At 33.3% G+C, this 14,625-nt stretch carries 7 protein-coding genes; all 7 read right to left on the bottom strand.

Features of this window, described 5'->3' with window-relative positions; translation table 11 throughout:
* Positions 1–33: 33 nt before the first annotated feature.
* Positions 34–2,196: a DUF4157 domain-containing protein gene (locus HOO91_03450; protein NOU16599.1), complete on the bottom strand. Its 2,163-nt coding sequence runs from the start codon at positions 2,194–2,196 to the stop codon at positions 34–36.
* 105 nt (positions 2,197–2,301) lie between these two features.
* Complete coding sequence (locus HOO91_03445; GenBank protein NOU16598.1) at positions 2,302–2,631, bottom strand: hypothetical protein; 330 nt, start codon at positions 2,629–2,631, stop codon at positions 2,302–2,304.
* A 378-nt stretch (positions 2,632–3,009) separates the two neighbouring features.
* Positions 3,010–4,368, bottom strand: coding sequence for a DUF4157 domain-containing protein (locus HOO91_03440; protein NOU16597.1), 1,359 nt, complete (start codon positions 4,366–4,368; stop codon positions 3,010–3,012).
* A gap of 18 nt (positions 4,369–4,386) precedes the next feature.
* The gene (locus HOO91_03435; GenBank protein ID NOU16596.1) at positions 4,387–5,739 is read right to left on the bottom strand and encodes an ATP-binding protein; all 1,353 of its coding nucleotides are present in this window, start codon (positions 5,737–5,739) and stop codon (positions 4,387–4,389) included.
* On the bottom strand, positions 5,733–8,117 hold the full coding sequence (locus tag HOO91_03430) for a hypothetical protein (protein ID NOU16595.1): 2,385 nt from the start codon (positions 8,115–8,117) through the stop codon (positions 5,733–5,735). The genes HOO91_03435 and HOO91_03430 overlap by 7 nt, the downstream gene beginning before the upstream one ends.
* Before the next feature lie 24 nt (positions 8,118–8,141).
* On the bottom strand, positions 8,142–8,744 hold the full coding sequence (locus tag HOO91_03425; protein NOU16594.1) for a hypothetical protein: 603 nt from the start codon (positions 8,742–8,744) through the stop codon (positions 8,142–8,144).
* 123 nt (positions 8,745–8,867) lie between these two features.
* Positions 8,868–14,624 carry a hypothetical protein gene (locus HOO91_03420; GenBank protein ID NOU16593.1) on the bottom strand — a complete coding sequence of 1,919 codons (5,757 nt, stop codon included), beginning with the start codon at positions 14,622–14,624 and terminating at the stop codon, positions 8,868–8,870.
* Position 14,625: the final 1 nt, after the last annotated feature.

Here is a 14,625-nt window from a genome sequence, read left to right as displayed (position 1 = left end):
TTATATCGATTTAAAAAACCAAAACCTTTTTTCTTACTTACTAGGATCTAGATCTCCTCTTAAAAGGCTGATGTCCTGATTAATAAAGTTATTTGGCATTTCCCCATTAGTTCCTGCATCTGAATAATAAATCTTTAAATCTTTAAGATTTGAATCATCATAAACATCATAGAAAGTAAGTTTGCTCAACATTTTTATTGCATCCCCCTTTTTCTCGTTAGTTTTTGTTTCACTAATATTTGTCTCTAAAACATTCTTATTGCTGATAACATAGTATTTATTATCTTTTCTAATTAAAGCACCTGCATGTGCATCAGTATTACCTGGTATTATAGCAATATAGCCAATGGGTTCAAATTTTGCATCAAAGAAGAATCGCATTCCATAGCTTGCAAAGACATCACAATCGGCCTGTAAACGTTTTTTAGAAGGTTCACCTGCTGGTAAATGAGCTATTTTTCCTTTAGGATCTGGTGTAATGTTTCCTTTGTCTACATGAAAGAAGAAAATATCTGTAATATTCCTGTAGATTTCAAAAATTGGCTCAGGATTAGTCGGATATTTTTTCCGGGCAGCATCTCCAATGTTTTCAGTATTAGTTTCTAACCAGGTCTTTAAGTCATCAAACCCAAAAGTCTTTGGGGGAGGAATGATTATGCTTTGACTTTTGGCAAGATCTATTAAATACTGAACATAATATTTTTGTTTATATGTATATACCCAAGGCATGTCGGTTTTCATTCTTGATTTGTCATAATCTTCATTTGACATACCTGCTGGTATCAAAGGCTGTAATATAGTAGCACCATAAGAGGGTTCTATAAAAAAATCATGTTTTAGAACTTTAAATAGTAAATCAGGATTTCCTATCTGGCTCGACATCATACTATCGGATAGTGATGCGCGAACTTTGGGGTTAAACATCAATATTTCGGCAATAGCATCGATTATTTTTTGTTGTGTACCAAATTTTAGAAATAATGGTTTTATTATTGCTTTTGTTCTTGTATCATCTAAGTTCTTTAAAGGCGAATTATTGCCATTGGTCAAGGTATCAACTATAGTTACTTTAGTTGGGTCATCGACAGTGGCACATAGGAATGTTACAATTGCTTCAAGCTCTGAAGCAGAAGCCGTGGAAGGATTTTTGAGAATTGTATTATAGACTAGGATTCTTGTATCAGCATTAAGATAGCCAGATTGTGCTATAGCCTTAGAAACAAACCCTGCTTTGACAAGCGAGTCAAGAATATAAAAAGCTTTTGAATCAGCATCATCTTTTATATCCTTATCAGTTGAGGTTGCTTTCAATGTAAATAGCCATCTGGCAACAATCTCTGCCCTTAAATAATTATCCTGCCATTCCTTTAACTCTTTTGGATCTTTTGGTTTAGGGAGGGGATCCATTACTTCATCCACAATTTTTGGTCGGATAAAGTCCCAAGCAGACCAAGGAAAATCCTTATGAGTTTTGTCTTTTACACGTTTGTTTTCATCTGCCCACTTAATAAATTCCGCATCTACACCCTGTTCAGTAACAGCTCGCATTATTTTTCTTTGCGCACTATGTTGTTTTTGTTGTATAACATGAGTCAATTCATGCACCAGTAAATGCCTTTCAGAGGAATTTTCGGGATTATATTGCCCATTATTAAAATAAATATCATTCCCATGTGTAAATGCTTTTGCCCCCAGTTCCTTATTCATCCGCACTGCATTATCATCGGTATGTACACGTACATTATTAAAGTTTCCTCCAATTTTTTGCCCCATTTCTCGGCTAACTCCCTCAGATAGCGGGCTACCTTGACCTTTTGTTGAATTTAGTTGCGAAGCCAATGAAGATGATACTTGTGGTACTTGATTATTTGATGAGCTGCCAACCGACATTTGGATTTTACCCTTTTCTTCATCCTCTGGCGGCCTACTTACTGACTCATCCTCCTCAGACTTCATTTGAAGATTTTTGTCTTCCTCCTCAGATTTCATCTGAAGTTTCTTATCCTCATCTTCCTTAGGTTGCATTTGGAGATTATCCTGTGCATTTCCAGGCATACGAGATACCCTATTGGCTACCTCATCAGCTTGCTTTTCATAAATATCGTTGGGAGGATTTACCTCCAACTTTGGCTGAATTATTCTTCCGGGAATAGTTCCCGGTTTAACTGTTTTCGGATTAAAATATTTTATATTCATTTTCAATACAGTTAAATTTTATAGAACGAGGCTGTTTAGTGATACACAGTAACCTCAATTTTTTTCATTACTTTCTTCAACTTCATTCCATTGAATTACTTATTGTTAAATTAATTTTAATCCATTATAGTAGGCTTCAATTAGCTTTTCATATTTTGGAGATTCTGATAAAAAACTTGATTCGAATATTGTTATCCAGTCTGTACAATAAAACGTGAGATCGTATTTATTGCTTTTATCAGATATCGGGGAAAAATTAGCCCAGTTTAAAAAGGTTCCTGCAATTGGATATCCTTCATTGAATAAACCATAACTAATTAGCTTACCCTGACCATTATACCATTCACAAGGTCCATGTAAGACACCATTTTCTATTCCCATTATCCCTACAGTCTCATTTCTTTTATTCTTAATGATAATATTCTTTCCTTCCATAATTGTATTAATTAACGTCAGTTCGATGTAAGAAACAATGTATTAATCTAAATATCAATCGGTTTATTTTATTTGAATCAATGGAATAATGGAAAATTGGAAAAATGGAGGATACAAGCAAAAATCTAACCTCTTGTTTTGACTTCGTCGAGTTCCGCTTCGCTCCAGTTCCATTATTCCATCATTCCAACCTTCCATCAATACCTTTAAATAATTATATATCATTAAAAATAAACACATTATTACATTTCTTATATCGAGTTCACGTTAATTATATTTAGAATAAGTTATGGAATCAGAGTAAACTTGATTCCATAATCTGAAACTCTCGAAATGAAAGAAACTATAAGTGTAATACATGTAGAACCGCTTAATTGATTATGGTAAAGTAGAATTTCTGTAACATTGTTCATCTACATTTGTAATATTCCAAGTATAACCAGCCACTGGGTTTCCATCTTGATCAATTGCTGGACCGGATACTGGCATCCAATCGACAGCAGGTTTTGGTCCTTCAAGAGGTCTTTCTCCATTTTTGGACATCACTTCAGCCGGATCTTCTCCATTTCGTCCTGTTTGACCACCAACAATGTGAAAATCTCTACTAATACCTGTCGTATTACCAGCAGGTGTAGTCACGCTAACATCACATTCCCAAAGCCAGAACTTGTAATCACGAGGATTGCATTGGGTAGATCTATTAGCAAGATGTGTCATAGTTGCTAAGATTGCCTTCGTGGGATTTAGATTATGCCAAGTAAAAGTCTTAAATGCAAAACCAGCACAATTATACCCTCTTCGAGGTGCAGTCGAGCCTATACCCTGAACGGCAAATAAAAGATGCGCAGCATCAGTGAGAGGACCCCATTTACCGTCAATATCACCAGTATATAAACCATTATTCTTTAATTCTTGTTGATATACCTTAACAGCCTCTCTCGTATTAGGGCCGTATATTCCATCAGGAGTTGTAGCAACAATTCCTTGGATTTCAACAATTGACCGTGTAACGGTAACAGGAGGTGTATAGCGCCAACCATTATCTGGTATCCAAGCACGTTGTATATTCGTATTAGGTTTTCCCTGTTGAATTGTATGCGTTAGTTCATGTGCCAATAAATGTTTTCCCGAGGAATTTTCGGGGCTATATTGTCCATTATTAAAATATATATCATTCCCATGTGTAAATGCTTTTGCACCCAAGTCTTTGTTCATCTGAACAGCATTATCATCGGTATGTACACGTACATTATTAAAGTTTCCTCCAATTTTTTGCCCCATTTCTCGGCTAACTCCCTCAGATAGCGGGCTACCTTGACCTTTTGTTGAATTAAGTTGTGAAGCCAATGAAGATGATACTTGTGGCACTTGATTATTTGATGAACTGCCAGCCGACATTTGAATTTTACCCTTTTCTTCCTCCTCTGGCTGCATACTTATTGATTCATCCTCCTCCGGCTTCATTTGAAGTTTTTTATCTTCCTCTTCCGGTTTCATTTGAAGATTTTTGTCTTCATCCTCCGATTTCATCTGAAGTTTCTTTTCCTCATCTTGCTTTGGCTGCATCTGGAGGTTGTCAGAAGCACTTCCGGGCATACGAGATACCCTATTGGCTACCTCATCAGCTTGCTTTTCGTAAATATCATTAGGAGGGTTAACCTCCAGCTTTGGCTGAATAACCCTTTCGGGAATAGTTCCCGGTTTAACTGTTTTCGGATTAAAGTATTTAGTATCCATTTTCAAATCAGTTAATTGTTATATAGTTATTCCTTTCTTTGTGAATTCACGTTTAATACCTTCAAGGATATCCTTTCGTAGTATGATGTTTGAATCCCTGCTCAGTGCCATTAATGAACAGAAATGAATTACGTTTATAATGGAACCACCCGCCAATTCGTAATCGGTGGCAATTTTGTTTAGTTCAATTTTTTCTTCTAAAAGACATTTTTCTGAAAATCCTTTTTTCCATAGTTGCATTCTTTCATCAGGTTTTGGAATAGGGAAATGGATCATCGATTGAAAACGACGCATAAAGGCATCATCAAGGTTGCTCTTATAGTTTGATGCAAGTATTACTAACCCGTCGTAATCCTCGATTCGCTGTAATAAGAAGGATACTTCCTGATTGGCATATCTATCATGCGCATCATTTATATTGGTACGTTTTCCGAATAGGGCATCAGCTTCATCGAAAAAAAGTATCCAGTTTTTACTTTCGGCTCTATCAAATATCTTCGCAAGGTTTTTTTCGGTTTCGCCAATGTATTTAGATATAATCTTGGACAGATCGATTCGGAAAACATCCGCTCCAGTTTTTTGCCCAAGCAAAGCCGCTGTTAAAGTTTTTCCAGTACCTGGAGGGCCATGGAACAGGGTTTTATAACCAGGTTTTAACTTTTTTTCCATGCCCCATTCGCTCATTAAAGTTGAGTGGTACTTAAGCCAGGTTTCAATTTCGAAAAGTTGTAGTTTGGTATATGCTGGAAGAATTAAATCGTCCCAACTCATTTTTGTTGTAAGTAGTTTTGCTGGGAATTCGGCGCTGAATTTCGGTTTGCGAATTTCTCCAAATATAATTAAGTCCAACACATCCTGCGAAACTGTAATAACCCCATTGAGTTTTGGTTCTCCGTTTTCAACATCTTCAAGGCAAAGAATGTTTTCTTTGTAGAAAATATGATCATTATCGAAAAACCGTTGGAGGTAAAATCGTCGCTCAAGGTTATCGCCTGCTAGAATAAACATAACGGTTTCGCCAGTTGGTAAAAACCCATTATGTCCTTTACCTTTTCTTCCCCCGAATTCGGTGTAAATTTGTTGTGTATTGCTATTAATATTAATGAAAACGTCCAATAGTTCGGGCTTTATATATGGCGTAAGTGCAAGAATTAGTATAAACCTCTCCTCAAAACCAAGGTCGTGTTTCTTTATGAACTCTGCATAGGACGATGCGCTTCCATTAAGATGCGGTTGCTTAATCTCAAATATATCTTCGCAATCATTTGATTTATTGCAATTAATCAATGATCTTGTTTTAAGAATTTCCTTGAACCATTCAAGTTCTTTCTTAATATCATCGGCATTATTTTTGACCGTCTCTTTTACCATTCTACATATATCATTTCGTTACTCCAAGGAAGGAGAATCATTGATATGCTCCAAGGTAACCTATCGAGCAGTACATCAATTGTTGTTCTTTCAATATATAATTTCCATCCATTTGTTTGTTTATTCAGTATTCCTTCCTTTTGAAGGAATGTGGTTCTTAGTGCGTGTATAGAGGTATTTTTTAGTACTGTCCAATTATCGATTACAGATTGTAATAGTGCATTGCACTCCTCAATTTCATTTTCGGTTATATTGAAACCTAATGGTATAGATTCATAAATATCTGTACCACAAAGGATTTTATTGAATAACAAGTCATTTTCAGGGGTTTCTTCCTGCTCAGTTGCTAAATATTGTAAAAGATGAATTGCCCTATATTTAGACTCAGCGCTTATAAATTTCCTATCCTTTACCAGATTTAATCTCTCGAAAAACATTACCAAAAATGGCCAAAGAAGAGCCAACCCAGCATTATTTATATGTTCTGAATCAACTTTGGGTTGAGGATAAATATCCGCACTTTTATTACTATTAGAGCCCTTTGTTACGGCGTTCTCAAATACGGATTTATCTTTTAATGCTTGATTTTCATCGATAGATTCTGTGGCTGTAATTTGTTTAATAGTATTGTCGATATTGGATTTGTTAATTATAATTTCGCTGGGTACGGATTTATCTTTTATTGTTTGATTTTCATTAATCGATTCGATGGTAGTAATTGGTTTTTCTGAGTTACTAATCACATCTGTTTTTTCAATATTTTGAATTTCTTCACTATCGTTATGCCATTCAGTAGTAATTTCTAAATCATTGACTAATAAGAATTGTTTAATGTTTTTTTCCTGTTTTTTGGATATCGTTTTATTCCCTAGAATTTCATTAATGATTACTTTATCAGCATTTATTTGATTTAAATAATAAATCAAAATATGGCTGATTGATTCAATTTCATCTGTATTATTGGCAATAAGTAATTGCTGATTTTTGGTTATATAAATAAGAATTATATTCCAAATATTCTCTCTAAACGTTGAATTAAATATATTGTTTAATGTATTAAATGATAATACTTTAGATATAGTTTGAATAAACTCATCTATTGAGTTATTTGTTGAGGAAATTAAAATTTTTAATGTTCTAACAATAAAATCATCAGAGAATTGATTAATGAAACGTTTTCTAATTAATTTATCTTCAAGGAAATTTAAAAGGATGTCTCTAGTTTTATCAGGAGTCTTATCTAATAAATCTTCGGCAATTAACTGTATCGATTGTCTTTCCGTATTATCATTGTTATATATTAATTTACCTGTTTGAAGGAAATATATAAAGATTTCTAATTGAGTTCTCGCTTCGGAATTAATTTGAGTATAAATATCCGAGATATTATTAATAGTATTTTCGGGTTCTTTAACTTTATTTAGCAATATTTTTATATTCGAATCTAGTTTAGTAAGATTATAAGTTTGATTTTTAGTAATTATAATTTTAATGCTTTCTGATATTTTCGAAAGAAAATGGAATAAGTCCTTTGGATTTAAAATTTCATTTCCTGATGGAATAATAAGTTGCGAAATTATTTGTTTAGTTAATTGAATATCATCTATTTGACTTGTTGTTAAAGTATGTTGATTATCTGTAATATACTTTAGAATAGAATTCCATAGTTTTTCTTTTAATACGATTTCTGAATCACCAACAAACGGATGTATTGATTGTATTTTTAGTAAACCATCCATAAGTTCTAATAACAATGGAGCGTTTATTGGTTCTAAAACATGTAGAGTTTTTATAATTATTTTTTCTGGGAATTGGTAGATAAAACGCTTAATGGTATTTGGTTTTAAAAAAAGATTAAATAGCAGACTCTTTAATCTTAAAGACGATTTTTCCAATAGATCCTCAACTAATCTTTGTATAGTAAATTCTGAATCTTTCCTGCACCACCAAGGGAATGATCCGGTTATAAGAAAATGGTTAAGTATTTCCAAATTATTATCGACATCTGACCTAATCTGAAAATTATTCTTATCCTGCTCGGTATTACTATAATCTTTATGGGTTGTAAAATCTAATTCGTCGCCTAGTGATTTTTCATGCAATTGGACTATAATAAACTCTTCAAGAAGCTTTTCAACTTTCTGAGGGAAATCGCTATTAAGTTTATCGACGCTAATTCCACCTATGTCAATTTCTAGTTTATCAATCTTAATGATTTCAGCGTTGCTGGAGTATTTATCGATAATTCTTTCAATAACAGTAGGGATATGATTCCAGTAGGCTCTGCTGAAAGCATCTTGTATTAGATGGGCATCTTTTTTATCATTCAGCCTAATCTCTAATACCTGTTTATTGATTATATGTTTTTGATCACCCACCAGCAAAAAATAATGTTATTATTATCATTTTATTTTTATATCCGTAATTCGTTTTTTAAGCTCTGCGTATTCACTCTTTATTTTGGCAATTTCGTTCTTCATGTTTTTATAGGCAATAGCTTTTTCATCCTTATCTGAACCTTTTTCAGCCATCCAGTCAATGTAATCCTTGGTGATTTTCATTTCGGTTCCATGGCTATACTTTGCAGCAATCTTTTGTTCGATTTCTCCGTTTATCATCAGGATTGCTTTTTCACACTGTTTTTTTGTTTTAAGCAATTTTTTATCAACGATCTCTTTTATTGAATGCTTTTTAATTTCATCTCCAGCAATATATTCAAAGGGTTCATCAATTTTAATAATACCTTCCTTCACCTGTTCTTTCAATGATTTTTCAACTATTTTATTTTTTTCTATTTTTTGATTGGATTGTAATTTTAGGAGGCCCTCTTTGACAAGTTCTGAGACTGTTTTATCAACAATACTATTCTCCACAATTTTATGATGTGCTTCTAATTTTATAACACCTTTTTCTACCAGATCCTGAATTGTGAGTTCAACTATTTGGCCATTTTCATTAATATCAAAATACTCTGGTAATAATCCATCCGTTTTTCCGATTTCCATTTTTTTGGGATCGTACTTAAAAAAGATTTTCTTACCATCTAAATTTTGATCAAGCGGTGCGGGATTGATATGAATTAATTCCTTTGTTTTTTTGTTTCGTACTATATACATGGCTTTTGTTTTTTAGAATTTAATACAAAACATAACTGAAGTATTTCTTGGCCTAGTTTCACTGCCATGGGGAAAAGTCCTAGTAATTTCTTTATCTATGTACTGAGGTTCTTTTAAGCCTGTTTGCGAACTGTTTAAGTTTGCATAACCTGTATTTATAGTTACTGCCGAAGTATTTATAGTAACTATCTCTGAAGAAATATTTGCAATTCCTGTACCTGAATTAGCCTTTAAAGGGTGGGTTAATTGTATTTCCTGAGTTCCCATAGTTCCTCTAGATATAGGTTGTGCATAATATTCAGTACCTGTTTCTAGGTGGGTATGCCCTGAATCAGTATGAGCATGGCTATTAGATGTATGAGTATGAGATAAGGTAGTGTGCGAATGTCCAATGTCAGAATGTGAATGACCTTTATCATTATGTGTATGCGTTAATATCTGATCTGCTTGCCATGAGCCTAAAGTTCTATCTTTATCTATTCCCTTACCATGATCCCAGCCGCGTAGGAATTCTCCTCTTAAATCAGGAACATTAAAAGAATCTTTATTTCCATCCCCATTGCCATACAGAATACCTATCCTTTCAAATAATAGTGGAAATTCTTGCCCAGAGATCATTTGACCATTACATTCAAGCCACCCATTTTGTTTTAGCCATCCAACAATCTCAACTATAGCTCCAAGATCTTCCAATAATTTTTTAATTTCGTTTGCTTCACCAGTAGTAGTTCCTTTTTTAATAATAACAGGTGTTGATTCAATAAGAATTTTTACTTCTTCTGGTTTTAATCCAGTAATAGAAGATAAGGGGTTTATTAATCTTTTATATTCTCTTCCTGGAGATATTAACCTTACATCATTTTTATTTGCATAACTACCACTATTAGGATCAAATGCAAAAGCCATAACAGTTCCAGCCATTACATCACTAAAATAATCTTTGTATTCTTCACTTTGTTTTATTGAGTTAATAAGATGGACATTTCCAATTACTGATTCACCATCCTTTAAAACAGTATAGCTAAATCGCAAGGAATTTTGGGCATCATAGTTTACACCAGTCTCAAAAATAATTGTTTGTTTATTATTTGTTAGTGTACCAATTTCAGGTGGAATATCACTTATAATGCTAGTAATTTCTAGATTATTTTGCGATGCATAGTCTACAGGTATAATATTAGTACCCAATTTGGTAACTTGATAAATAACGTCTGGAATGGGATAATCTACTAATCCATTAACAAGGTGAATGACACCTTTTATTGTTGGGCTTGTTTTGGTTTTTTTAAGGTAATAATTGATTTTTAAGGTATTAATATTTGTGAATTCAGTACCAGGAATAAAGTTTATGGTATTAGTTCTGGAGATTGTGACTTTTCCGTATTCAACTGGTATAGTATCAACTTCGACTATTGGAATTCCATTTTGGATAGCAAATTCAATTGGGATTAAGTTGCCATTTTTCTTGTTAACTAGGTATACAATATCAGGAATAGAATATTCATCTAAGCCACTTATTAGATGTAAGATACCTTTTACAGGCTCATTTTTGTCGTTACGAAGTATGTAGCTGGTAGAAAGTGTTTTGTTGTTAGAAAATGAACTACCAGGTGTAAAGATGAGCGCAGAATTTTGCTGATCAATTGCCATTGAACCCATTCCAAGAGGAAGACGAGAAACGGTGCTTATTGACCATCCTTGTGGCAGAACAATTGGGATACCATTTTGATTTACACTTGTTACAAGATAAACAATATCGGGTACAGTTAAATCAAATTTAGTGACAAAAACGGTTACAGTTGCCTCAGATGTCTCATTATCTCTAGCATTATCCGTAAGTTGATATTTGAAGCTATCCTTACCGGCAATATTGGGTATAAATTTGATGACCTTTTTTCCAGCATTATCATCTATAATTGAAACTTGTCCTCCGAGGAGTGAATTTGGTGAGGGTAGAGATAATTGGGTAGTATCATATTTGATATCATTTTTTAAAATGTCGATAATTATTTGGTCGTGTTGAGTAACAATTTCAGTATCTTCAAACGCTTGGATATGCGGCTTATATTCTTCTCTCACTAAGACTTTCACTGATGCTATGTTATTTACAATTTCAATTTGTTTTGGAAATATGTAAATACTCCCTGCATTACCATTGCTTTTATGTGCACCAACTATTAAAATATCATTATAAATTCCAACAGCAGAACCGAAAAGATTATTGGGTTGTAACTTTTCTGGCTGTACCTTCTTATTTTGTTCCCAACTGCCGTTTTCGTAAGTAAAGAGGTAAGCAGCCCCAACATTTTCACCACCCTTGTCTTCATACCGCGATCCGATTAGAATGGTATCTTTGTAGATATCAACCGAATAGCCAAAGTAATCGCCTGATTCAGCGTCAAATGGTACAAGTTTTTGTATTTCAACCCATCTATTCTGTTGATAGTTGAAAACATAAGCAGATCCTGAATTTTTTCCAGAAATGTCATTTCTTCTTGCACCAACCACGATAGTGTTTTCATAAATTGCAACTGAACTTCCAAAATAATTATCGGCTGCTAGATCGTTTGGAATAAGTTTATGCTTTTCAATAAACTGAGTTCCATTATATGAATACACGTATGCACACCCAGAATTATATCCTTTAGAATCTTTACAATAGGCACCGATCACTAAATTATTATTGTATAATGCTACATCGTAGCCAAAATAATCGCCTGTTTCCGAATCACTTGCAGTTATTTTTTGTTTCTGAACCCATTTATTCGCTTCTAACTTGAATAAGTAGGCGCACCCACAGTTTTTAATACTACTATCCTTTCCAAAGGCACCAATGATAAGAAGGTTATTAAATATTGCTATTGAGCAGCCAAAATAGTCACCTGCATTAATATCATCGGGTTGCAATTTTTGTTTTTCTACCCAATTTTTGTTCTCATAAGCAAAAACATAAACGCTTCCAGCCATACTTCCATTAGTGTCTTCGCCCTTTGCTCCAACAAACGCATAGTTGCCGCTAATTGCTACAGAACAACCGAATTGATCCTCACTTTCTTTATCGCTTGGAAGTAGTTTTGCCTGTTGTTTCCATTGGTCGTTAATTAATTCCAAGATATAAGCACTACCTGAATTTACAGATTTATCACCCCCTTTTAAGGCCCCGATAATTGCTTTGCCCTGATCAATATCTAATGAGTATCCAAATAAACTGTTTGCGATTAAATCATCTGGAACTATACTTAACTCATTTTTAGAGGTTTGTATGCTGTTATCAGTTTGTGCTATTTTTCGATTAATTGTATAGTGGAAAGTATCTAAACCCAAATAACTATTACGATTATAAGTTATTAATTTTTTACTTGGATCGTAAGTTGCATATTGGCTATTCGTTGTGATATCAAATTTGCCAGTGTAGGGGATGTAGTCATTTTGCAAAATATCGATATCCACTTTATTATACTTAATACAAATTGCTCCATCGGGTAAAGCGAGTTCAGGTAGTTGGTTATAATCAAGCTCTTTTTCAATTGTGGGTAATTCAATACAATCACAGCAGCACAGATATGGCAATGAAAATTCTGCAAGAACCTTATTTTTATCTAATTCTGGAGTAATATCCTCAATGATCATCAAATATGTTCCGAATTTATTTACACCGATCAAATGATCGATTCCAGGATTTTTCTTAATAAAATTCGAGAATACCATTGGATGGTTTTCCTTCAGGTATTTTTTCCTGCCAATTAATCTATTGTATAGTAGATATAACTCTTTGTAAGTACAATTATTGAGAATTCTATTGATAAAGTCAAGACTTTCATCAATAGCGACTAATTTATTTTGAAGATCTTTGGCTGGTATAACATTAATTTGGACATTAATTAGTTTTCCTTGTAAATGGGTCAATACTAGCCTATACTCCTGCATTAGTTCAATTAAACGACAGTATTTGTCAAAGAATAATGGGAAATTAAAAACGTTTATATTATTTGGTAAGCACGAAAGTATATCATCAATAAGAGTATTAACTATATTAGATTTTATGGTTGTATATTCAATTTCCAGATTATAATTTTCAAGTTTTTGGACATCCCCGTAAAGATTTTGAATTAGACATTTAAATCGGAAACGTGATTCCGTATATGAAACACTAAGATCGTTCCATAGTTCAGGACTTAATACTAGTTTGTCGGAGGCTTGATTAAGTATTAGAGTTACAACATTAAATGGTAAATTAAAGTCAACCTTTTTTTTATTTAATTCGGTTTCACTGATATTAGCTTCTTTTCCCAATACCCCTTCAATTCTTAAGAATGAGTATTTATCCAAATCAAATTTTAAAGGATTTTTTATTGGATCGATGCTATTTTCTTTTTGGTGTTGATAAGTTAGGATATAATCGGACAGTTTTCGTTTTTCAATATCGTAGTTCCAATAGTTAATTAACGGTAAATCACCTTTGTCGATATCATAATAGAATGGAATTGATCTGTCGCTTAGATTTGATAGCTTTTCATTACTTGGAATTATATATATATTGTCTATTGTTTTTTTTAGCTTGGTTTTAGTTTTTTTGAGTTTATCAGCTTCTTCTTCTAAATTAGGATCTTCTAATCTTTTAATATATTCAAGTTTGAAATTAATAATCATTGACACCATTCGCTGGTGCAGTGACTGGGCTTTTAGCGTAAGATATTTTTGAATTGAGTATGCGGGAGAATGTATAAATCTATTTCTATATGGAGTTGAATCAATATTATAGTCCTTATCGGGTATTGCAGGGCCTAGCATTAAATGTAATGGAAATCTTTCCATATCAATAAGGCATTCGTTGCACAGTTCAAAGGCTGTATTTTTAAACTCTTCATAAGCAAGAGTTAAGTCTTTAAAAAAATCGTAGAAGTATTGAGTACCGTATAAATCGACACTCAAATTTGTATCCCATTCCAAAACTGTAGTATCTATTATTTCTCCGTTCCCAAAATAATTCTTGGTATATACATCTTTTAGAATTGGGTTATATGTTGTATATGTAAGTTTAATAGCGTCTAGCAAATCCTTTTTAACCACTTCCACAGCATCTAAATACTTTTTAAGAAGTAATGATTTATCTTTTGCTGCCGGTTCATCGGGTTTAATGTTAACCCTAGGAATGGTAATTACCGGAAGTTCGAATTTATTGGGAAATGTTGGATCGTAGGTATCAATATTAAGTCTTTGTAAGACTTTGTCCATATTATCTTTAGTGATCAATAACCTTCGAATTGTGAAGATTCTTGTTTGACCTATTTCATCGCAGCTTTTAGCCAAGCAAGTTTTCAGATCCTGATCGAATATTTCGAGGAATAGGAGAACTACTTTGTCGGTTAGGAAAGTTTTGGATAACTTAGTTTCATTGCTGGGATCGGTTGATGTTGATAATAGTTCAAATAATTCTACATCCAAAGGGTTGGTTTTATTAGTAATATCTTCGAATGGGGGATAGGTTATATTCGATTTTGTATAATCATATTTCCTATACCATCTGGTTGAACAATCGCCTTGTTCTAATAAAAAACCTTCGGATGTTATGCCAACTCCTTTGGTTATGGTTAAAGCGTCTTCGGTAGTGTCATACTTGATATGAAACCCGCATATAGCACCTATTCCGATTAGCTGTGACCTCGTAAGCCTATTCTGCTGATCAAGGTATTTTACTAGGTTATTTAACTGGTCGCTGGTTAAAACCTGGTTGTTTTCAAATACTGGATAGCTATCTAAGATGTTCATT

It is taken from the genome of Bacteroidales bacterium, assembly GCA_013141385.1.
GTDB lineage: Bacteria > Bacteroidota > Bacteroidia > Bacteroidales > Tenuifilaceae > UBA8529.
The sequence above is the reverse complement of the archived record's forward strand: the minus strand, read 5'-3'. Positions and strand labels throughout refer to the sequence as shown.

Excerpts from the sequence above, each read along its gene's own strand:
- HOO91_03435 (NOU16596.1), bottom strand. The coding sequence starts at position 5,739 with ATGGTAAAAGAGACGGTCAAAAATAATGCCGATGATATTAAGAAAGAA.
- HOO91_03450 (NOU16599.1), bottom strand. The coding sequence starts at position 2,196 with ATGAATATAAAATATTTTAATCCGAAAACAGTTAAACCGGGAACTATT.
- HOO91_03420 (NOU16593.1), bottom strand. The coding sequence starts at position 14,624 with ATGAACATCTTAGATAGCTATCCAGTATTTGAAAACAACCAGGTTTTA.
- HOO91_03445 (NOU16598.1), bottom strand. The coding sequence starts at position 2,631 with ATGGAAGGAAAGAATATTATCATTAAGAATAAAAGAAATGAGACTGTA.
- HOO91_03440 (NOU16597.1), bottom strand. The coding sequence starts at position 4,368 with ATGGATACTAAATACTTTAATCCGAAAACAGTTAAACCGGGAACTATT.
- HOO91_03425 (NOU16594.1), bottom strand. The coding sequence starts at position 8,744 with ATGGAAATCGGAAAAACGGATGGATTATTACCAGAGTATTTTGATATT.